The sequence below is a fragment of the Streptomyces sp. NPDC002602 genome (genome assembly GCF_042889445.1).
In the GTDB taxonomy this organism is placed as follows: Bacteria; Actinomycetota; Actinomycetes; order Streptomycetales; family Streptomycetaceae; genus Streptomyces.
On record NZ_JBIAQX010000007.1, the window covers coordinates 1 to 20809 of the forward strand.

Consider the following 20809-nt stretch of genomic DNA (forward strand, 5'->3'; position numbering starts at 1 on the left):
TTCGTTCTTGCGTTTCCGACTCTATCAGAGTCAGTCTCGCTTGTTTTCCGCCTTCCAGGTTCTTCGCTTTCGCGTTTTCCCTTTCCGGCGAGTCCAACTCTATCAGACCATTTCCGTGTCGTTTCCGACTCGGATTTGAATTCGATGGCCGTTGGAGGGCCTTTCCCTTTCGGGTGGATCAGACTTTATCAGGTGTTCCTGAGTGTTTGATTCCCACCCGCTCGCACCGGCGGTCGGGCACACGTGTGTGCCTGGGTGCCGTGCGAGGTGGAGACGTAAACGTACTGGAGCGGGGCCCCCGGACGCAAATCCGGTTGCCCCGCTCCGACACGGGCGTTACGGCGAGGCTCAGACCTCGACGACGACCGGGAGGATCATCGGGCGGCGGCGGTAGCCGTCCGAGACCCACTTGCCCATGGTGCGGCGGATGAGCTGCTGGATCTGGTGCGGCTCGGCCACGCCGTCGGCGCCGGCGCGCGCGATGGCTTCCTCGATCTTCGGCAGGACGGCGGCGAAGGCCGAGTCCTCGATGCCGGAGCCGCGGGCCTGGATGTTCGGGCCGCTCACGACCTTGCCCGTGGTGCTGTCGACCACCACGTAGACCGAGATGATGCCCTCGTCACCGAGGATGCGGCGGTCCTTGAGCGAGGCCTCGGTGACGTCGCCGACCGAGAGGCCGTCCACGTACACGTAGCCGGCCTGGACCTTGCCCGAGATGCGGGCCTTGCCGTCGATCAGGTCGACGACCACGCCGTCCTCGGCGATGACGATGCGGTCCTTGGGGACACCCGTCATCGCGCCGAGCTCGGCGTTGGCGCGCAGGTGGCGCCACTCGCCGTGGACCGGCATCAGGTTCCGCGGCTTGCAGATGTTGTAGAAGTACAGCAGCTCGCCCGCGGAGGCGTGGCCGGAGACGTGCACCTTGGCGTTGCCCTTGTGCACGACGTTGGCGCCCCATCGGGTCAGGCCGTTGATCACGCGGTAGACCGCGTTCTCGTTGCCCGGGATGAGGGACGACGCCAGGATCACCGTGTCGCCGGGGACGATCCGGATCTGGTGATCGCGGTTCGCCATCCGGGACAGGGCCGCCATCGGCTCGCCCTGGGAACCCGTGCAGACCAGGACGACCTCGTGGGCCGGCAGGTCGTCGAGGGTCTTCACGTCCACGACGAGGCCCGGCGGGACCTTCAGGTAGCCCAGGTCACGGGCGATGCCCATGTTGCGGACCATCGAACGGCCGACGAAGGCCACGCGGCGGCCGTACTCGTGGGCCGCGTCGAGGATCTGCTGGATGCGGTGCACGTGGCTGGCGAAGCTGGCCACGATGATCCGGTTGTGGGCGTTCGCGAAGACCGTGCGCAGGACGTTGGAGATCTCGCGCTCGGGCGGGACGAAGCCCGGGACCTCGGCGTTCGTCGAGTCCGAGAGAAGGAGGTCGATGCCCTCTTCGCTCAGACGCGCGAAGGCGTGCAGGTCGGTGAGGCGCTTGTCCAGCGGGAGCTGGTCCATCTTGAAGTCGCCGGTGCAGACCACCATGCCGGCGCCGGTGCGGATGGCCACGGCCAGCGCGTCCGGGATGGAGTGGTTGACCGCGATGAACTCGCAGTCGAAGGGGCCCAGGTTCTCGCGCTCGCCTTCCTTCACCTCGAGGGTGTAGGGGCGGATGCGGTGCTCCTGGAGCTTCGCCTCGATCAGGGCGAGCGTCAGCTTGGAGCCGATCAGCGGGATGTCCGGCTTCTCCCGGAGGAGGTAGGGGACGGCGCCGATGTGGTCCTCGTGACCGTGCGTGAGCACGATGCCCTCGATGTCGTCGAGGCGATCCCGGATGGACGAGAAGTCCGGCAGGATCAGGTCGATGCCCGGCTGCTCCTCTTCGGGGAAGAGGACGCCGCAGTCGACGATCAGCAGGCGACCGTCGAACTCGAAGACGGTCATGTTGCGGCCGATCTCACCGAGGCCACCCAGGGGGGTGACCCGGAGGCCGCCCTTGGGGAGCTTCGGCGGCGGGCCCAGTTCAGGATGCGGATGGCTCAAAAGTGTCTCCTCACCACACGCGCCACGTACCTCGTAGGCACGTGGCGCGCATGTCATTCGTGCACTTGCTTATGCGGTTTCGGATTGCGCTTGTTCAGTTGTGAAGTCTGTTGTCAGAGCTGTACCCCGCCGGCAGCAAGATCGATCTTGAGCTGCGCCATCTCCTCGGCGGTCAGCTCGACGAGCGGGAGCCGCAGCGGGCCGGCGGGGAGTCCCTGCAAGCCGAGGGCGCCCTTGGTGGTGATGACGCCCTGCGTGCGGAACATGCCGGTGAAGACGGGGAGCAGCTTCTGGTGGATCTCGGTGGCCTTCTGGACGTCGCCGCCCAGGTGGGCGTCGAGCATCGCGCGGAGTTCGGGGGTGACCACGTGGCCGACCACGGAGACGAATCCGACCGCGCCGACCGACAGGAGCGGCAGGTTCAGCATGTCGTCGCCGGAGTACCAGGCCAGACCGCTCTGGGCGATGGCCCAGCTGGCGCGGCCCAGGTCGCCCTTGGCGTCCTTGTTGGCAACGATACGGGGGTGCTCGGCCAGGCGGACGAGGGTTTCGGTGTTGATCGGGACGCCGCTGCGGCCGGGGATGTCGTAGAGCATGACGGGCAGCTCGGTGGCGTCCGCGATGGCCGTGAAGTGCCGGTAGAGGCCCTCCTGCGGCGGCTTGCTGTAGTACGGCGTGACCGCGAGCAGGCCGTGGGCACCGGTGCGCTCGGCCTGGCGGGCGAGTTCGAGGGTGTGCCGGGTGTCGTTGGTGCCGATGCCCGCCACCACGTGGGCGCGGTCACCGACGGCTTCGAGTACGGCTCGTACGAGGTCGTTTTTCTCCGCGTCGGTGGTGGTCGGCGACTCGCCGGTGGTGCCGTTGATGATCAGGCCGTCGTTGCCTGCGTCCACCAGGTGGACGGCGAGCCGCTGCGCGCCGTCGAGGTCGAGTGCGCCATCAGCCGTGAACGGCGTGATCATGGCGGTGAGGACCCGCCCGAAGGGGGTCTGCGGAGTCGAGATCGGAGCCATGGGTAACACGCTACTCGCTGCCATGCTCGCGGTGTCCCCTCGGGGGACGTGAACCGAGTGTTGGAGCCCGGCACTGCCTGCTCGGGGGTTCAAGCAGTGCCGGGTCCGTTTGATCAGCCTAGATGAACTTTACGAAACGCCGCAATACGGACACTTGGGACTTGGGCCGCACATCTGTGCGCCGGTCGTGGCTCCGGCCTTACGGCGCAACGCGACCGTTCGCGTTGTAGGCGGCGTACGTGAGCGGCATGAGGCGGGCCCAGTGCCGCTCCATCTTCTCGCCGACCATCTCGATCTCCCGCTGCGGGAAGGAAGGGGTGGTCGCCAGCTCGTGCTGGGTGCGCAGGCCGAGGAAGTGCATCAGCGAGCGCGCGTTGCAGGTGGCGTACATCGAGGAGAAAAGTCCGACCGGCAGGACCGAACGGGCAACCTCCCGGGCCACGCCCGCCGCCAGCATCTCCTGGTAGGCCTGGTAGGCCTGGACGTACGAGTCCTCCATGACGCGGCTGGTCAGCTCCTGCTGCGCGGCGGTTCCCTCGACGAAGACGTACTTGCCCGGGCGGCCCTCCTGGATCAGCTTGCGATCCGAGTCCGGGACGTAGAAGACCGGCTCCAGCTCCCTGTAGCGGCCCGATTCCTCGTTGTAGGACCAGCCGACGCGGTGCCGCATGAACTCGCGGAACACGAAGATCGGGGCGCTGATGAAGAAGGTCATCGAGTTGTGCTCGAAGGGGCTGCCGTGGCGGTCGCGCATCAGATAGTTGATGAGGCCCTTGGAGCGCTCGGGGTCCTTCTGGAGCTCCTCCAGGGACTGCTCGCCGGCCGTGGAGACACGGGCGGCCCACAGCACGTCGGAGTCGGCGGCGGAGTGCTTCACCAGCTCCACCGTCACGTCACTGCGGAAGCTGGGTTTCAGGTCTGAAGCGGCGTTCTCGCTCACCGGGGGTCCTTCCGAACGGTATTACCTGGGGCGCGCCCACTCTACGGCGCGGGGAACGGCTCGATTCCCAGGCCGGGGCGGTGGCGGGGTCACCCGTACAGCTGACGCCGCGCCATGCGATTCGGCGAATGTTCCGATTCGCGGCACGGATCGGGGACTTCGGACGTCTTACCTGGAGAACGCACCACGTGGCCCGCGGGCCCTGACCGTGAGGAGAGTGCCTCCCATGTTTCGCCGGCGCGAACCCGTCCCCTTCGCCTTCGTCGCCGAGGCCGACCGATTCCGCAGTAACGTCACTCCACCGCCGCGAGAGAGTCTGGCCAAGACCCAGATCGCCGCCCGTACGCTGGTCGGACTGACCGTGGTGGCGGGGCTCGTCGGCTCGCTGCTCTTCGGCATGCCGGCACTGCAGCCGCACAAGGCGCCCCAGAAGTCACAGCAGTCGGAGGCGTCCGAGGGGCGGTAGCCTCACGGGCACAGCCCAACCGAACGTGCATGTGAGTGAGGTCCAGCCGTGCCCCTGCCCTTCTTGACGGCCGACGGCGTCTTCGACGCGCACGAAGAAGAGACACTGCCCCACGACGATCCCGACCGTTGGCGTCGGCCCTACCGTCCCGGTCCCTGGCGGGTGGCCGTCGCGGCGCTGCTGCTGCTGCTCTCCGCCTTCATGCTCCTGGCCACGATGATCGTCGCCTTCGCGGGCACCTGGGGCGGGGCACTGCTCTCCCTGGCGGCCGCGCTCACCGTGGTCGGCGCGACCCTGCGCCTGCTGCGCATGGGTGTCTGGGTGAGTCGTACGGGGCTGCGCCGGGTGGCGTTCTTCGGAACGCGCTCGGTCGCCTGGAGCAGGATCGACAGCATTCGCACCGTGCAGCAGCCGGTGCGCTGGCTCGGGCTGCCGAGGACCGTGCAGGGTCAGGCCCTGACCGCGGCGGCGCACGACGGCGCCGAACTGCCGGTGCTCCTGACCGACCACAACGCCGATTTCCTGGCCCGGTCCGAGGCTTTCGACCGGGCCGCCGGGATGGTGGAGGCGTGGGCCGACGAATACCGGGCCGTTCCCGCCTGAGTCGTCGCCGGCGCACGTGGAGCCCGTACGGGGATCAGACCTGTACGGGCTTTCCGTCGTGCAGGGCGATGGCGCGCTGCATGGCCTTGCGGGCCCGCGGGGTGTCGCGGGCGTCGTGGTAGGCCACGGCGAGCCGGAACCAGCTGCGCCAGTCGCCCGGCGCGTCCTCGGTCTCGACCTTGCGGCGCGCGAAGACCTCGTCGGCGGAGTCTCGCAGGATCCGCCCGTACTGGTCCCGCTCCAGCTCGTCCACCGGCAGGGCGCCTTCGGCCTCCAGCTCGGCGGCGAGCTGGTTGGCCTTGGTGACGAACCGCGTGTTCTTCCAGAGGAACCAGATGCCGATGACCGGCAGGATCAGCACGGAAAGGCCCATGGTGACGGTGAGCCAGGTGCCGTGCTGGATCAGCATCAGGCCCCGGCTGCCGACCAGGACGAAGTAGACGACCAGGACGGCGGCCGTGAGGAAGTAGACGATCTTCGCGCGCATGGGTACTACTGCCTGCTCATCAGCCGAGGTCGAGGAAGTGTTCGAGGCCGAAGGTGAGGCCCGGGGTCTGCGTCACGCGGCGTGCGCCGAGCAGGATGCCCGGCATGAAGCTGCTGTGGTGCAGGGAGTCGTGACGAATGGTGAGGGTCTCCCCCTCGCCGCCGAGGAGCACCTCCTGGTGGGCCAGCAGGCCGCGCAGGCGGATGGCGTGCACGGGGACGCCGTCCACGTCGGCGCCGCGGGCTCCGTCGAGGGCGGTGGCCGTGGCATCGGGCTGGGCGCCCAGACCGGCTTCGGCGCGGGCGGCCGCGATGAGTTGCGCGGTACGGGTCGCGGTGCCCGAGGGGGCGTCCACCTTGTTGGGGTGGTGCAGCTCGACGACCTCGACGGACTCGAAGTAGCGGGCGGCCTGGGCGGCGAACTTCATGGTGAGGACGGCGCCGATGGAGAAGTTGGGGGCGATGAGCACCCCGGTCTCCGGGGAGGCGGCGAGCCAGGTGTTCAGCTCGGCCAGGCGCTCCTCGGTCCAGCCGGTGGTGCCGACGACGGCGTGGATGCCGTGGCGGACGCAGAAGTCGAGGTTGTCCATGACGGCGGCGGGGGTGGTGAGCTCGACGACGACCTGGGCGCCGGCGTCGGTCAGGGTCTCCAGCTTGTCCCCGCGGGTGAGCGAGGCGACCAGTTCCATGTCCTCGGCGGCCTCGACGGCCTTGACCGCCTCGGCGCCGATGCGCCCCTGGGCGCCGAGAACCGCGACCCGCAGCTTGCTGCTCATGCTCGTGCTTCCTTCGCTTCCATCTCACAGGGCCGGGTGCCGGCCGGCCGATGCGGGCCGGCACCCGGGAACCCCAGGATCTCAGGCCACCGCTTCGTCGAGGCGGGCGGCCTGCTTCTCCTTCAACGGTCCGATCACGGCGAGCGACGGCTTGTGGGCCAGCACGTCCTGCGCGACGGCCCGGACGTCGTCCGGGGTCACGGCCGCGATCCGGGCCAGCATGTCGTCGACCGACATCTGGTCGCCCCAGCACAGCTCGCTCTTGCCGATCCGGTTCATGATGGCACCGGTGTCCTCCAGGCCGAGGACCGTGGAGCCGGACAGTTGACCGACGGCCCGCCTGATCTCCTCGTCCGTGAGCCCGTCCGAGGCGACCTTGTCCAGCTCGTCCCGGCAGATCCGCAGCACGTCGTGGACCTGGCTGGGCCGGCAGCCGGCGTACACGCCGAACAGGCCGGTGTCGGCGAAGCCCGAGGTGTACGAGTACACGCTGTAGGCGAGGCCGCGCTTCTCCCTGACCTCCTGGAACAGCCGGGAGGACATGCCGCCGCCGAGGGCCGTGTTCAGCACGCCCAGCGCCCAGCGGCGCTCGTCGGTGCGGGCGAGGCCGGGCATGCCGAGGACCACGTGGGCCTGCTCGGTCTTGCGGTTGACCAGTTCGACGCGGCCGGCGGTGCGGATCCGCTTGGTGCCGCCGCGCGGGCCGATCGGCTCGGCGTCGGTGCGACCCAGGGCACCCGCCTTCTCGAACGCGGCGCGGACCTGACGTACGACCTTGTTGTGGTCGACGTTGCCGGCCGCGGCCACGACCAGATGGGTCGGGTCGTAGTGCTTCTTGTAGAAGCGGCGGATCCGGTCGGCGCCGAGCGCGTTGATCGTCTCCACGGTGCCGAGGACGGGACGGCCCAGCGGGCTGTCGCCGAACATGGTCTGCGCGAACAGGTCGTGCACGCAGTCGCCCGGGTCGTCCTCGGTCATCGCGATCTCTTCGAGGATGACGCCGCGCTCGGCGTCGACGTCCTCCTCGCGGATCAGCGAGCCGGTCAGCATGTCGCAGACCACGTCGATGGCCAGCGGCAGGTCGGTGTCGAGCACCCGTGCGTAGTAGCAGGTGTACTCCTTCGCCGTGAAGGCGTTCATCTCGCCGCCGACCGCGTCGATCGCGGAGGAGATGTCGAGGGCACTGCGCTTGTCGGTGCCCTTGAAGAGGAGGTGCTCCAGGTAGTGAGTGGCGCCGTTGAGCGTGGGCGTCTCGTCCCGGGAGCCCACGTTCGCCCAGATGCCGAAGGTGGCGGAGCGGACGGAGGGCAGCGTCTCGGTGACGATGCGCAGTCCGCCGGGCAGGACCGTGCGCCGGACGGTGCCGATGCCGTTCTGCCCCTTGAGCAGGGTTTGGGTACGGGCGACGGCCCGCCCCTCCGAAGAGGGGCGGGCCGTCACACGGGAACTACGCGACGTCACTTGTCGGAGTCGTCCTTGTCAGCGTCGGCGTCGGCCGCTTCGCCCTCGACCACGGGGACGAGGGAGAGCTTGCCGCGGGAGTCGATCTCGGCGATCTCGACCTGGACCTTGGTGCCGACCGCGAGCACGTCCTCGACGTTCTCCACGCGCTTGCCACCGGCGAGCTTGCGGATCTGCGAGATGTGCAGCAGGCCGTCCTTGCCGGGCATCAGGGAGACGAAGGCACCGAAGGTGGTGGTCTTGACGACCGTACCCAGGTAACGCTCGCCGACCTCCGGCATGGTCGGGTTGGCGATCTGGTTGATCGTGGCGCGGGCGGCCTCGGCGGCCGGGCCGTCGGCGGCACCGATGTAGATGGTGCCGTCGTCCTCGATCGTGATCTCGGCGCCGGTGTCCTCCTGGATCTGGTTGATCATCTTGCCCTTGGGGCCGATGACCTCACCGATCTTGTCCACCGGGATCTTGACGGTGATGATCCGGGGGGCGTTGGGGGACATCTCGTCCGGCGTGTCGATCGCTTCCATCATCACGTCGAGGATGTGGAGGCGGGCGTCGCGGGCCTGCTTGAGGGCGGCGGCCAGAACCGAGGCCGGGATGCCGTCGAGCTTGGTGTCCAGCTGGAGCGCGGTGACGAACTCCTTGGTGCCGGCGACCTTGAAGTCCATGTCGCCGAAGGCGTCCTCCGCACCGAGGATGTCGGTGAGGGCGACGTAGTGGGTCTTGCCGTCGATCTCCTGCGAGATCAGACCCATGGCGATGCCGGCGACGGGGGCCTTGAGGGGCACACCGGCGTTCAGCAGCGACATGGTGGAGGCGCAGACCGAGCCCATGGACGTCGAGCCGTTGGAGCCGAGGGCCTCGGACACCTGACGGATCGCGTAGGGGAACTCCTCGCGGGTCGGGAGGACCGGCACGATCGCGCGCTCGGCGAGCGCGCCGTGGCCGATCTCGCGGCGCTTCGGCGAACCGACGCGGCCGGTCTCGCCGACGGAGTACGGCGGGAAGTTGTAGTTGTGCATGTAGCGCTTGCGGGTCACCGGGGAGAGGGTGTCCAGCTGCTGCTCCATGCGGAGCATGTTGAGGGTGGTGACGCCCAGGATCTGGGTCTCGCCACGCTCGAACAGCGCCGAGCCGTGCACGCGCGGGATGGCCTCGACCTCGGCGGCGAGGGTACGGATGTCCGTGATCCCGCGGCCGTCGATGCGGACCTTGTCCTTGATGACGCGCTCGCGCACCAGGGCCTTGGTCAGGCTGCGGTAGGCGGCGGAGATCTCCTTCTCGCGGCCCTCGAAGGCCGGGAGGAGCTTCTCGGCGGCGATCTCCTTGACGCGGTCCAGCTCGGCCTCGCGGTCCTGCTTGCCCGCGATGGTCAGCGCCTGGGAGAGCTCGCCCTTGACGGCGGCCGAGAGGGCCTCGTACACGTCGTCCTGGTAGTCCAGGAAGACCGGGAACTCGCCCTCGGGCTTGGCGGCCTTGGCGGCCAGGTCGGCCTGGGCCTTGCAGAGGACCTTGATGAAGGGCTTCGAGGCGTCGAGGCCGGCGGCCACGATCTCCTCGGTCGGCGCCTCGGCGCCGCCCTTGACCAGGGCGATGGTCTTCTCGGTGGCCTCGGCCTCGACCATCATGATCGCGACGTCGCCGTCCTCCAGGACGCGACCCGCGACGACCATGTCGAAGACGGCGTCCTCGAGCTCGGTGTGCGTCGGGAAGGCGACCCACTGGCCGCGGATCAGCGCGACGCGGACGCCGCCGATCGGGCCGGAGAAGGGCAGGCCGGCCAGCTGGGTGGACGCGGAGGCGGCGTTGATCGCCACGACGTCGTACAGGTGGTCGGGGTTGAGCGCCATGATCGTCGCGACGACCTGGATCTCGTTGCGCAGGCCCTTCTTGAAGGACGGGCGCAGCGGGCGGTCGATCAGGCGGCAGGTGAGGATCGCGTCCTCGGAGGGCCGGCCCTCGCGACGGAAGAAGGAGCCGGGGATCTTGCCGGCCGCGTACTGCCGCTCCTCGACGTCCACCGTGAGGGGGAAGAAGTCGAGCTGGTCCTTGGGCTTCTTCGACGCGGTGGTGGCGGACAGCACCATCGTGTCGTCGTCCAGGTAGGCAACGGCGGAGCCGGCGGCCTGGCGGGCCAGACGGCCCGTCTCGAAGCGGATGGTGCGGGTGCCGAAGGAACCGTTGTCAATGACGGCCTCGGCGTAGTGGGTCTCGTTCTCCACTAGCGATATCTCCATTTTCGTCGTCTCCGTCCGCCACCCGTGTGGTGACGAACGGTGTTGGAGAGCGCTCCTGGCGTGCGGGCCGGTCTTCGATCGAAGCACCCGGTTCGTTGCCCTCGCTGGGCTTTCCGGATGCCACTACCGAGGACCGGCGGCGTAGGGAGGGCGCTCCTCCTCTTCGGTTGTGCGCGTGTGCTTCCAGACTACAAAGCGTGTGGTGCGTCGCGCACGTACAGCAAAGGGAGCGGCCCCCTCAGTGTGGGAACCGCTCCCTTCACAGCGTCTTTACTTGGCGCCGGCCGCACCGCGGCGGATGCCGAGGCGCTCGACCAGCGTACGGAAGCGCTGGATGTCCTTCTTGGCCAGGTACTGCAGCAGGCGGCGACGCTGGCCGACCAGGATCAGCAGACCACGACGGGAGTGGTGGTCGTGCTTGTGGGTCTTGAGGTGCTCGGTCAGGTCCGAGATGCGGCGGGAGAGCATCGCGACCTGAACCTCGGGGGAGCCGGTGTCGCCCTCCTTGGCACCAAATTCTTCGATGAGCTGCTTCTTCGTTGCGGCGTCGAGCGGCACGCGTACTCCTCGTGATAGGTCTTCGTTGCCACCGAGTGCCCCAGGTCGAATTCTCTGGGGATCTTCCGTTACTCGGGAGGCGGGGTCCGCTGAGCGCAGCCTCCAGAGGACCTCCGGAAGCGCGTACACAAACGGCCGTCACACAGCGTACCAGGCTGCCGGGTCCCGGCAGTCTCAGCTGGTGAGAGCGCGGGCCCGGGAGTAGACGTCGAGCACGGCCAGGGTCAGCGGGACCAGGCTGAGCAGTACCGCGGCCTCGGTGAGGTCGAGCATCCGTCCCCAGAAGGGTGACAGGCCCTTGCGTGGGATGACAAGCGCAATACCGGTGAGGAGGACCGCGCCGGCGGCGACGGCGGCCGAGAGCCAGATCGTACGGAGGTCCAGGCCGCCGCGGTCCCCGTGGAGCAGGAGCTCCGCGACGAGGTCGGCCGGCGGGTGCAGGGCCAGGCCCAGGACGAGCAGGGCGACGGCGGCGAGGCCGGCGGCGAGGGCGCACACCACCTGTGAGGTGTAGCGGAAGAGTCGGGCCCGGAGCAGCATGGCGAGGCCGGCGGTCAGGGCGAGCAGCCGGCCCCAGGTGTCGTCGGAGAAGCCGAGGACCGCGGCGGCGCCCACGGCGACGGCCGCGCAGCCGCCGACGAGGCCGAGCAGCATCTCGTGGCCCCGGCGGGCCTGGACGGCGATGGCCTCGGCGTCGAGGGCGGCAGGGTCGCGCCGGGCCTCGGCGTCGGGGTCGGTCGGGTCGGTCGGGGCGCCGGACGGCCGGGTCTCGTGGCGGTCGGGGATCTCGTGGTCGCCGGCGGAGCTCTGCGGGGCGGCGTAGCCGATGGGCAGTCGGGCGAAGCGGGCGGAGAGGCCGGGGAGGAAGGCGACGAGGCCCACGGCGACGGGGGCGCAGACGGCGGCCGTGGCGGTGGCGGAGCCCTCGGTGGCGATGGCCCCGAAGGCGGCGAGGGTGCCGGTGGCGGCCAGGAAGGTGGCCGCGACGAAGGGGGCGTCGCCGTTCGGGGTGAGGGCGACCAGGGCGACGGCGGCCACGAGGGCGCAGAGGCAGCCGAGGAGGAACTGGAGGCGGCCGGGTCCCTCGCCGGCCGCGGGCGCGACGATGCCGGAGCCGGCGATCAGCAGGTGCGGGAGGGCGGCGAGGCCGAGGGCGACGGCGGAGCCCCGGTCGTCGTACACCCGGGCGCGGACGCCGGCGGTGGCGACCAGCAGGACGGCGACGGCGCCCGCGATGACGCCGGGCAGGCCGTGCATGTCGTGGCGGACCGGGTCGGCGTACCAGAGGACGAAGCCGAGCAGGACGAGCAGGACGGCGGCGCCGGCCAGACCCGCGCCGCGCAGCATGTCGTCGCTCCAGCGGTGGCGGTCGCGGACGACGGCCGAGGCCACGGCGTCGGCGACGTCGTCGAAGACGGCGGGCGGCAGGGACTCGGCGAAGGGGCGCAGGCTGAGCACCTCGCCGTCGAGGACCTGCTGGGCGGCGAGGGTGCGGGCGCCGTCGAGGACGACGCCGGAGCGGCGTACGAGGTGGAAGCCGGTCGGCGCGCCGACCGGCTGGGTCTGGCCGGTGAGGCGCAGCAGTTCGGGATAGACGTCGGCGACGGCGATGTCCTCGGGGAGGGCGACGTCTATCCGGCTGTCCGGGGCCACGACGGTGACCCTGCAGAAACCCGTCGCCTCGGCCGTACTCACCTGTGTGCCCCCTGGTTGGCGTGTCCGGCCGTGCGCGTGCGCGGGCCGAGTTCGCGGTTGCGCATGCCGCGCGCGGTCACCCTACCGGGCCTTCGCCGGAGGGCCGGCAAGTAGGATCGCCGTCGCGCGGGGGAGTCCCCCTCCGTGTCCGGGACTTGGGGCGCCGGTTGCGACGTCCCGTCCGTTTTCAAGGGATTGATGCTCCGGTGAGCCAGATCGTCGTCAAGCGCCCGCCCCGTGCGCTGCCGCCCGAAGTCCCCTCGGACGAACTGAGGCTGGAGGCGCCGCCGGAGCTGCCGCGCGGACAGCAGGAGGGCATGCTGATGCAGCTCTTGCCGATGCTCGGCATGGGTTCGTCGGTGGTCTTCTTCTTCATGCCGGGTGCGGCACCGTTCATGCGGATCATGGGCGTGCTGATGCTGGTCTCGACCGTGGGCATGGTGATCGCCCAACTGGTGCGTCACCGGCGCGGTACGCAGGGGCAAATGGCGGACGTGCGTCGGGACTACATGAAGTACCTGGCGCAGACGCGCCGGCAGGTGCGCAGGACGGCGCGGGCGCAACGCGACGCGCAGTTGTATCTCCACCCGGCCCCGGAGCAGTTGTGGTCGGTGGTGGCCGAGGGGTCGCGGCTGTGGGAACGGCGGGTCGGGGACGCGGACTTCGGGCAGGCGCGGCTGGGACTGGGCGCGCAGCGGTTGGCGACCGCGTTGGTGGCTCCGGACACGGCGCCGGTGGACGAACTGGAGCCGCTGACGGCGGGCGCGATGCAGCGGTTCCTGAAGGTGCACTCCTCGTTGGAGGGGCTGCCGGTGGCGGTGTCGATCCGGGCGTTCTACCACGTGACGGTGTCCGGGGAGACGGAGTCGGCGCGCGGGACGGCGCGGGCGTTGGTGGCCCAGTTGGCGACGTTGCACTCCCCCGAGGACCTGATGGTGGCGGTGGTGACCGCGCCGGGTGCGGTGCCCTCGTGGGACTGGACGAAGTGGTTGCCGCACACGCAGGTGCCCGGCCAGGTGGACGGGGCCGGCACGAAGCGGCTGTTCGGTGACGACCTGGGCGAGCTGGAGGGGTTGTTGGCTTCGCGGCTGGAGGGACGGCCGCGCTTCAGCCGGGAGGTCTCCCCCGTGTTGGACCAGCCGCACCTGGTGGTCGTGCTGGACGGGGGGATCGTGCCCCCGGATTCGGTGTTCGCGGCGGTGGAGGGCCTCCAGGGGGTGACCGTCGTCGAGGTGGTCGCGGGCGAGCTCGACGAGCCGCGCGGCGGCTTGTCCGTGGTGGTGCGGCCGGGTCGGTTGCGGCTGGAGTCGGGCGCCGGCGTCGCGTACGAGGGGGTGCCGGACACCCTGTCGTTGCCGGCTGCGGAGGCCCTGGCCCGGCAGTTGGCGCCGCTGCGCACGGGTGGCGGTGACGAGGACGAGCCCTTGTTGGCGAATCTGGACTTCACGGACCTGCTGAACCTGGGTGACGCGGCCTCGATCGACGTGTCGCGGACGTGGCGGCCCCGGTCGGCCGGTGAGCGGTTGCGTGTGCCGATCGGTGTGGGCGAGGACGGCTCCCCGGTGATGCTGGACCTCAAGGAGGCCGCCCAGGAGGGCATGGGGCCGCACGGTCTGTGCGTGGGTGCGACCGGTTCCGGGAAGTCGGAGCTGCTGCGGACGCTGGTGTTGGGTCTGGCGGTCACGCACACCTCGGAGACGTTGAACTTCGTCCTCGCGGACTTCAAGGGTGGTGCGACGTTCACGGGGATGGGGCAGATGCCGCACGTGGCGGCGGTGATCACCAACCTGGCGGACGACCTGACGCTCGTGGACCGCATGGGCGACTCGATCCGCGGCGAGTTGCAGCGCCGGCAGGAGCTGCTGCGGTCGGCGGGCAACTACGCGAACGTCCACGACTACGAGAAGGCGCGGGCGGCCGGCGCGCCGCTGGAGCCGTTGGCCTCGCTGGTGTTGGTCATCGACGAGTTCTCCGAACTGCTGACGGCGAAGCCCGACTTCATCGACATGTTCATCCAGATCGGTCGCATCGGGCGTTCGCTGGGCGTGCACCTGTTGCTGGCGTCGCAGCGGCTCGAGGAGGGGAAGCTGCGCGGGCTGGACACGTACCTCTCGTACCGGGTGGGTCTGCGGACGTTCTCGGCGGCCGAGTCGCGGACCGCGCTCGGGGTGCCCGACGCCTACCACCTGCCGTCGGTGCCGGGTTCGGGGTACCTGAAGTTCGGTACGGACGAGATGACCCGCTTCAAGGCGGCGTACGTGTCGGGCACCTACCGTTCGGGCGGGCCCGACCTGTCGGTGGGGCTGTTCCCGTTGGAGCGGCGGCCCGTGCGTTTCACGGCGGCGCCGGTGCCGGTGGTGTACGCCGCGCCGGACCCGGCGTACCTGGCGGCGCAGGCAGCCGCGCAGGGGGACGACGCTCTGGCGGACACCGTGCTGGACGTGATCGTGGGCCGGCTGGAGGGTCAGGGCGTGCCGGCGCACCAGGTGTGGCTGCCGCCGCTGGACCAGGCGCCGCCGCTGGACCAGTTGCTGCCGGCCCTGGCCCCGTCGGCGGAGCGCGGGTTGCACGCGCAGGGGTACACGCGGCCCGGCGGGCTCGTGGTGCCGCTCGGCCTGATCGACAAGCCGTTCGAGCAGCGACGTGAGGTGTTGTACCGGGACTTCTCCGGTGCGGCGGGCCACATGATGGTGGTGGGCGGTCCGCAGTCGGGCAAGTCGACGCTGATGCGGACGTTGATCTCCTCGTTCGCGTTGACGCACACCCCGCGCGAGGTGCAGTTCTACGGTCTGGACTTCGGCGGCGGCAGCCTCTCGTCGGTCGCGGAGCTGCCGCACGTGGGCGGGATCGCCTCGCGGCTCGATCCGGAGCGGGTGCGCCGGGCGGTCGCGGAGGTCGCGGGCATCCTCGATCGGCGCGAGGAGTTCTTCCGCGCCCACGGCATCGACTCGATGGGCACCTACCGTCGGCGGCGCGCGGCGGGCGAGCTGCCCGGCGAGGCGTGGGGCGACGTGTTCCTGATCGTCGACGGGTGGGGCGGCTTCCGTACCGAGTACGAGGGCCTGGAGCAGGTTGTCACGGACATCGCCGCTCGCGGTCTGGGGTACGGGATCCACGTGGTGGTGACGGCCGCGCGCTACATGGAGGTGCGGTCCGCGCTGAAGGACCAGATGTTGAGTCGGCTGGAACTGCGGCTCGGCGACGTCATGGACTCCGAGTTCGACCGGCGGGTCGCCGCGAACGTCCCCACGGGGATGCCGGGTCGCGGTCAGGTCCCGGAGAAGCTGCACTTCCTCGGCGCCCTGCCGCGGATCGACGGTTCGCACACCGCGCAGGACCTGTCGGAGGCCACGGCGGCGTTCGTGGCGGCGGTGAAGGGGGCGTGGACGGGGGCCTCGGCACCCGGCGTGCGGCTGCTGCCGCGGCTGCTCCACGCCGATCAGTTGCCCAAGGGCGGGGAGTACCCCTCGCGCGGGATCTCGATCGGCATCGGGGAGACGGATCTGGAGCCGGTGTTCGTCGACTTCGAGACCGATCCGTTCTTCCTGGTCTTCGGCGAGAGCGAGTCGGGCAAGACGAACCTGCTGCGGCTCATCGCCCGACAGATCGCCGACCGGTACACCCCCGACCAGGCCAAGCTGGTGGTCGGCGACTACCGGCGGGGGCTGCTCGGGGCGCTCCCGGAGGAGCACCTGCTGGAGTACGCGCCCATGGCGAGTTCCCTCCAGATGCACATGGAGGCGCTGGGCGGGGTGTTCTCCCGGCGGCAGCCGCCCGACGACGTGACCCCGCAGCAGTTGCGGGATCGCAGTTGGTGGACGGGCCCGGACGTCTTCATCATCATCGACGACTACGACCTGGTCGCGACGAGTCAGGGCAATCCGCTGGCCGCGCTGGTGGAGTTCCTGCCCTTCGCCCGGGACACGGGCGTGCGCTTCATCGTCGCCCGGAACTCGGCGGGGGCCTCGCGTTCCCTGTACGAGCCCTTCATGCAGCGGATCAAGGAGCTGGGGGCGCAGGGTGTGGTGCTGTCGGGCGACCCGTCCGAGGGCGACCTGATCGGCAGTGTCCGGCCGCGTCCGATGCCGCCGGGCCGGGGCTACTACGCCTCGCGCAAGCGGGGCACGTCGTTGGTGCAGATCGGGCGGTTGCCGAACTCCGCGCCGTGAGGCAGGACCGAGAAGTCGAATCGCTCCCCCACCCGCGGCGCCGGCGTCGATAATCGGGCGGGAACGCTGCACCGCCGTCGTACGAAGGGAAGGCCGCACCATGGGGTCCCAGCAGGAGAAGGACGAGCTGTACGCGCTCGACATCAGCGGCGTCGAGTGGGAGGGCCCGCCCGGGACGAGTCCCGACGAGGAGCGGGTCGAGATCGCCAAGTTGCCCGAGGGGGCGGTGGCCATGCGGTCCTCGCTGGACCGGGAGACGGTGCTGCGGTACACGGCGGCCGAGTGGGAGGCGTTCGTGCTCGGCGCCCGGGACGGCGAGTTCGACCTGCGCTGAGGCGGCGGGCGTCGGGAGACGCGGACGGGGCGCGCCCGGTGCGGGCGCGCCCCGTTCGGTGCTCGGCGAGGGACCGGCTGCCGGTGTGCCGGCTACCGGGCCACCGGGCCACCGGGCCACCGGGCTCAGTAAGCCTCGGTGAACAGGCGCGAGGCCTTCACGTCGGTGGCGCGGTAGTCGCCCTTGCCGGCCTCGATGAGCTTGGCGACGGTCTCCAACTGCTTCTGCATGTGGTCGGCCGCGGCCTTGTACTTCGTCTGGAGGGTCACGTACTCGCGGTGCGCTTCACCGTCCCACGTGTCGGTGACGACCTTGACGGCCTGCTCCATGTCGGCCAGGTCCTTGAGGATGTTGTTCGACACGATCCGGATGCGGTCGGCCATCTGCTGGACGGTCTCGTACCGAACCCGGGTGTGGCCGGGGTCAACCATGGTCTTCTCCTTCGCGCTGGGGCTTGACGGGCGACGACGTCGGGTCAGATGTTGTTCAGGCCGGACTTGTTGGCGGCGGCGAAGGTCGCGCGCACGTCCTCGTCCTGGGCGTTGCTCAGGTTCTTGGTCTGCGAGACCGCGTGGTGCAGGACCCCGAGCAGGCGGCGGATCTTGTCGTGGTCCAGGTTGATGTCCTCCTGGGCCTTGGCGAATCCGCCGGCGCCCACACCGGTCCAACCGGCGCTCACCGTCGCGACGATGTCGGCCAGTTCACGGGACTGGGTGGTGACGGCCTGGGCCGTCTCGGAGATCTTGTCGGCCGCCTTGACGACCGGATCATCCGCGAGTCCGAAATTGTTCGTCATCCGAAGCTCCTCACTTCTCAATTCGCCGGCAGAACCGGCGGACGGCGTGGCGGAGCGGATGTTCCCGGCGCGGCGTGGAGCCGCTCGCCTCGGAAGTCCCCCTCCGCTTCACACGATCCCCCGATCACAGTCGTGAAGCTCGGCGTCACTCTAGTCACTTCATCGCACCGGCCCAACACCGGTGTCCCACTGCCTTCGTAAACCGGTGGCCGTTCACTGCAAACGGCGGCGGCGGCGGGCGTCGCGGACGACGGTGGCGGTCCCCGCGATGACGCCGATGAGGACCACGCCGATCCCGAGAGCGTACGTGCCGAGGCGCTCCTGCCGTTCCTGCGCGGTCTCCGTGAGGCTCAGTCGCGCGGCCTCCGGGGCGGCCGCGGGGGGCGGTCCGGGGTCCGGGACGGGTGCCTTGGGGGGTTCACCGTCCTGGGTGACCGCGCGAACCGGGTCGACGACCCCCCAACCGACGTAGTCGTCACGGCCGTTGACGGCGCGTTCGGCGGTGTTCTGGATCTGCCAGACGATCTGTCGCGGGGTCCAGTCCATGTGCTCGGCTCGCAGCAGGGCGGCCAGGCCGGCGACGTACGGTGCGGAGAAACTCGTCCCGTTGTCGATGCACTGGCCGAAACCCGGGACGGTGGAGACCATGTCGACGCCGGGGGCCGCGACGCCGACGAAGTCGCCGGGTTGGGAGAAGGCGGCGCGCTCGTTGTTGCGGTCGGAGGATGCCACGGCGAGGACGTCGGGGAAGGCGGCCGGGTAGGTCTTGCGCTTCTGGCCGGCGAGGCCGTCGTTGCCCGCCGAGGCGATCACCACGACCTTGGCGTCGATGGCGCGCTTCACGGCCTTGGCGAGGTCGGAGTCCGGGCCGAGTGGGGCGTCGGTGTCCTGCGAGATGTTGATGACGTGTGCGCCCTTGGCCAGGGCGTGGTCGATCGCCTTGGCGAGGGTGGCGGCGTTGCCGTTGCCCTGGCCGTCGTTCTGCCGGATGGGGATGACGGTGGCTTCGGGGGCGAGGCCGACGAAGCCGGTTCCCTCCTGGGGGCGCGCCGCGATCAGCCCGGCGACCTTGGTGCCGTGGCCCACGGTGTCGGCGGTGCCGTCGCCGCCCTTGGGATCGACGAAGTCCTTGCCGGCCGCGACATCGAGGGCGCCGCTGAGCTGTGGGTTCGCCCGGTCCACGCCGGTGTCTATGACCGCCACGCGGATGCTCGTCCCGTCCTTGGCCTTGCCCTTGGTCCGAGCCCAGAGGGTGTCCAGGAGCACCCGTTGCAGGGCCCACGGGCGATCGGCGATCTGCTTCTTCATGGGGAACGTGCACTCGCCGGCTCCGGAGACCCGGGAGGCGTACGAGGCGGACGCGGGGAACGCGGCGTACGAGGGCCGGGGCGCGGCGGCGGCTCCGCCCGCGCCGGGGACCGTGACGAGCGCGAGGGCGCAGGCGAGGAGCGCGGCCCTCGCGGCCACGCGCACCGGACCGGGCCGCAGGGCCCCGAAGGCGCGGGGTGTGCGGGGTGCGCGGGGGCGTCGCATCGGCGTTTCGGACATCGGCGGCGTCCTCATGAACCCTGCGGCTGGCGGGCGGAGTTGGTGTCCATCCGGGGCCCCTTGGAGAGGAACTCGGACCACGCGATGGGCACCATGGCCGGTGTGACGGAGCCGTAACCGAGCCGGATCTGCGCCTGGCTCGCCTCGGGACGGCCGTCGGCGGCCGGGTCCTTCGGGGCCCCGGCACCGATCTTCGACTGCTCGGCGTCGCTGTCGCCGTTGGCCTGTACGGCGTAGCGCAGGCCGGTGTCGGTGACCAGGAACAGGGATCCCCCGGCGGTGGTCTGCCGGCCCTGTGTCTGGGTGTAGAGCAGACCCGAGCCCGGGGTGACGTACGAGCTGGTGCCGCTGGCGGTGATGTCGAGGGGGAATCCGGCGCCGGCCCAGGTGCTGAGGGTCTGGTTTCCCTGGCCGTCGACGGAGCGCAGGACGTTGCAGACGGTGTCGCGCTGCCCGGTTCCCTCGGCGGCGCCGGCGGCCGGCGCGACGCGGTTGATCTGGGGACCGCGCCGCTGCGGCCATCTGGCCTCGCCCTTGAACGGGGTGGCGTCCGGGGTGAGCGACTGGAGGTCGATCTCGCGGGCCTTGCCGTGCATGTCGAGGGCATCGGTCGCCGGCGCGGAGATCAGCAGCCAGGCCACGAACTCCGACACCGGGGCGACCCGTCCGGGCAGGACCACGTAGTTCTGGGTGCCGGAGCCGGTCTGGGCGGTGAGCACCATGCCGACCTTGTTGTCGGCGGTGGCCAGGCCCTGCACGTTCGCGTTGGCGTCGGGCGTGCCGGGCAGCTGCGGGAAGGCCAGGTCGTCGCCGGGATTGAGGGTGGCCAGCCACTGCTCGGTGACGGGCTGCGGGACGGCGCCGGTGCCGACGAGGGCGGTGGTGAGGGTGCCCGCGTCGGGCGTGCCCTCGGGGAACCGGTACTTGGTGCCGCCGGCGTCGACCAGGTAGCGCTCCTTGGCGCCGCCGGTGTTCCGGACGTACAGCAGTTGGCCGCCGGTGACCCTGCCGGCGTCGTCCACGCGTCCCGCCTCGCGTTCGGCGAGGACGAAGGCGGCGGTCTGCACGCCCTTGCCGTTGCCGCCGGGCTGTTGGCAGACGGCCCAGCGCTTGGCCTTGCCGGCGTCCGCCGCGGTGGGCAGCCGGTCGGGGGCGTAGGGGATGCCGACGATCGGGCCGCGCGGCGGTTTGCCCGCGTCGAGGATCTTGTCGTCGATCTGGACGACCTTGAACTTCGAGGGATCCAGGAGAAGTCGGGCGGAGGCCAGGTTCAGCACCGGGTGCAGCCGCGTCTGCGCCTTGCCGTTGATCTTGGTGGACAGGACCACGTAGCGGGTCGTGGACTGTTTGCCGACGATGACCGTGGTGCCCGGCTCGGCCCAGCCCTTGGGGGCCTGCGGTTTGAACATGCCCCAGGCGCCGAAGCCCGCCAACACCAGTGCCCCGACGACCACTCCGGGCAGTACGGCGCGCAGCGGCCTGGGCGCTCCCTCCTCGGTGCCGGTGGCTGACGGCTGGAGGAAGGCGGACACCGTACGCCGCTTCGCAAAGGTGTACGCGTTGAGCTCATCACGTCGTGATGCCATGGCCGCCTGCTTCTCCCCGCACGGCCCGGTCGGTGGGTACGGTCCCCCGAGCCTCGATTGTCTGACCGGGCACCTACTATGCCTCTTGCCGGAGGCCACGCGTGGGGCGG

17 protein-coding genes are annotated in these 20809 nt (G+C 70.3%); 4 read left to right on the forward strand and 13 right to left on the reverse strand.

The features are described 5' to 3' along the window. Positions 1 to 348 precede the first annotated feature (348 nt). The 3 genes from ACFYW3_RS20155 to thyX form a co-directional block, all read right to left on the reverse strand. Positions 349 to 2034, reverse strand: a complete 1686-nt coding sequence (locus ACFYW3_RS20155) for a ribonuclease J (RefSeq protein WP_053683878.1) — start codon at positions 2032 to 2034, stop codon at positions 349 to 351. Positions 2035 to 2147: 113 nt separating this feature from the next. Beyond that, positions 2148 to 3047, reverse strand: a complete 900-nt coding sequence (gene dapA, locus ACFYW3_RS20160) for a 4-hydroxy-tetrahydrodipicolinate synthase (protein ID WP_351761473.1) — start codon at positions 3045 to 3047, stop codon at positions 2148 to 2150. A gap of 199 nt (positions 3048 to 3246) precedes the next feature. Beyond that, positions 3247 to 3987, reverse strand: a complete 741-nt coding sequence (gene thyX, locus ACFYW3_RS20165; RefSeq protein WP_389386920.1) for an FAD-dependent thymidylate synthase — start codon at positions 3985 to 3987, stop codon at positions 3247 to 3249. Positions 3988 to 4213: 226 nt separating this feature from the next. Between thyX and ACFYW3_RS20170 the strand changes: the two genes are divergently transcribed. Further along, positions 4214 to 4453, forward strand: coding sequence for a hypothetical protein (locus ACFYW3_RS20170; RefSeq protein ID WP_053683883.1), 240 nt, complete (start codon positions 4214 to 4216; stop codon positions 4451 to 4453). Positions 4454 to 4501: 48 nt separating this feature from the next. Beyond that, on the forward strand, positions 4502 to 5056 hold the full coding sequence (locus ACFYW3_RS20175) for a PH domain-containing protein (RefSeq protein WP_351761469.1): 555 nt from the start codon (positions 4502 to 4504) through the stop codon (positions 5054 to 5056). A gap of 34 nt (positions 5057 to 5090) precedes the next feature. On the opposite strand, the gene ACFYW3_RS20180 is transcribed toward ACFYW3_RS20175, so the two are convergent. The 6 genes from ACFYW3_RS20180 to eccD form a co-directional block, all read right to left on the reverse strand. Next, positions 5091 to 5543, reverse strand: coding sequence for a hypothetical protein (locus ACFYW3_RS20180; protein WP_351761467.1), 453 nt, complete (start codon positions 5541 to 5543; stop codon positions 5091 to 5093). 19 nt (positions 5544 to 5562) lie between these two features. Next, positions 5563 to 6318, reverse strand: coding sequence for a 4-hydroxy-tetrahydrodipicolinate reductase (gene dapB, locus ACFYW3_RS20185; RefSeq protein WP_389386921.1), 756 nt, complete (start codon positions 6316 to 6318; stop codon positions 5563 to 5565). Between the two features lie 81 nt (positions 6319 to 6399). Next, the gene (locus ACFYW3_RS20190; RefSeq protein WP_267797537.1) at positions 6400 to 7779 is read right to left on the reverse strand and encodes a pitrilysin family protein; all 1380 of its coding nucleotides are present in this window, start codon (positions 7777 to 7779) and stop codon (positions 6400 to 6402) included. After that, a complete protein-coding gene (locus tag ACFYW3_RS20195; protein WP_351380848.1) occupies positions 7776 to 9998 on the reverse strand; it encodes a polyribonucleotide nucleotidyltransferase in 2223 nt (740 codons plus the stop codon). Before ACFYW3_RS20195 ends, ACFYW3_RS20190 begins: the two co-directional genes overlap by 4 nt. A gap of 285 nt (positions 9999 to 10283) precedes the next feature. Next, a complete protein-coding gene (gene rpsO, locus ACFYW3_RS20200) occupies positions 10284 to 10571 on the reverse strand; it encodes a 30S ribosomal protein S15 (RefSeq protein WP_053683894.1) in 288 nt (95 codons plus the stop codon). 174 nt (positions 10572 to 10745) lie between these two features. Next, positions 10746 to 12266, reverse strand: coding sequence for a type VII secretion integral membrane protein EccD (gene eccD, locus ACFYW3_RS20205; RefSeq protein WP_389386922.1), 1521 nt, complete (start codon positions 12264 to 12266; stop codon positions 10746 to 10748). Between the two features lie 206 nt (positions 12267 to 12472). Between eccD and eccCa the strand changes: the two genes are divergently transcribed. Then, positions 12473 to 16435, forward strand: coding sequence for a type VII secretion protein EccCa (eccCa, locus tag ACFYW3_RS20210; RefSeq protein WP_351761459.1), 3963 nt, complete (start codon positions 12473 to 12475; stop codon positions 16433 to 16435). 100 nt (positions 16436 to 16535) lie between these two features. Next, a complete protein-coding gene (locus tag ACFYW3_RS20215) occupies positions 16536 to 16769 on the forward strand; it encodes a DUF397 domain-containing protein (RefSeq protein ID WP_053683900.1) in 234 nt (77 codons plus the stop codon). A gap of 125 nt (positions 16770 to 16894) precedes the next feature. Here ACFYW3_RS20215 and ACFYW3_RS20220 read toward each other — a convergent pair whose 3' ends face one another. The 4 genes from ACFYW3_RS20220 to eccB form a co-directional block, all read right to left on the reverse strand. Then, positions 16895 to 17200 (reverse strand): WXG100 family type VII secretion target, encoded by a 306-nt coding sequence (locus ACFYW3_RS20220; protein ID WP_351761456.1) that lies wholly within the window; start codon positions 17198 to 17200, stop codon positions 16895 to 16897. Between the two features lie 44 nt (positions 17201 to 17244). Further along, positions 17245 to 17565, reverse strand: coding sequence for a WXG100 family type VII secretion target (locus ACFYW3_RS20225; RefSeq protein WP_351761453.1), 321 nt, complete (start codon positions 17563 to 17565; stop codon positions 17245 to 17247). A gap of 213 nt (positions 17566 to 17778) precedes the next feature. Beyond that, positions 17779 to 19113, reverse strand: coding sequence for a type VII secretion-associated serine protease mycosin (gene mycP, locus ACFYW3_RS20230; RefSeq protein WP_389386923.1), 1335 nt, complete (start codon positions 19111 to 19113; stop codon positions 17779 to 17781). An 11-nt stretch (positions 19114 to 19124) separates the two neighbouring features. Beyond that, the gene (gene eccB, locus ACFYW3_RS20235; protein WP_351761450.1) at positions 19125 to 20699 is read right to left on the reverse strand and encodes a type VII secretion protein EccB; all 1575 of its coding nucleotides are present in this window, start codon (positions 20697 to 20699) and stop codon (positions 19125 to 19127) included. Positions 20700 to 20809 lie beyond the last annotated feature (110 nt).

What these genes read in the sequence shown, in the direction of transcription:
- dapA (WP_351761473.1), bottom strand. Translation starts at nt 3,047, where the DNA reads ATGGCTCCGATCTCGACTCCGCAGACCCCCTTCGGGCGGGTCCTCACC.
- ACFYW3_RS20170 (WP_053683883.1), top strand. Translation starts at nt 4,214, where the DNA reads ATGTTTCGCCGGCGCGAACCCGTCCCCTTCGCCTTCGTCGCCGAGGCC.
- ACFYW3_RS20180 (WP_351761467.1), bottom strand. Translation starts at nt 5,543, where the DNA reads ATGCGCGCGAAGATCGTCTACTTCCTCACGGCCGCCGTCCTGGTCGTC.
- dapB (WP_389386921.1), bottom strand. Translation starts at nt 6,318, where the DNA reads ATGAGCAGCAAGCTGCGGGTCGCGGTTCTCGGCGCCCAGGGGCGCATC.
- ACFYW3_RS20215 (WP_053683900.1), top strand. Translation starts at nt 16,536, where the DNA reads ATGGGGTCCCAGCAGGAGAAGGACGAGCTGTACGCGCTCGACATCAGC.
- ACFYW3_RS20220 (WP_351761456.1), bottom strand. Translation starts at nt 17,200, where the DNA reads ATGGTTGACCCCGGCCACACCCGGGTTCGGTACGAGACCGTCCAGCAG.
- ACFYW3_RS20225 (WP_351761453.1), bottom strand. Translation starts at nt 17,565, where the DNA reads ATGACGAACAATTTCGGACTCGCGGATGATCCGGTCGTCAAGGCGGCC.
- mycP (WP_389386923.1), bottom strand. Translation starts at nt 19,113, where the DNA reads ATGTCCGAAACGCCGATGCGACGCCCCCGCGCACCCCGCACACCCCGC.
- eccB (WP_351761450.1), bottom strand. Translation starts at nt 20,699, where the DNA reads ATGGCATCACGACGTGATGAGCTCAACGCGTACACCTTTGCGAAGCGG.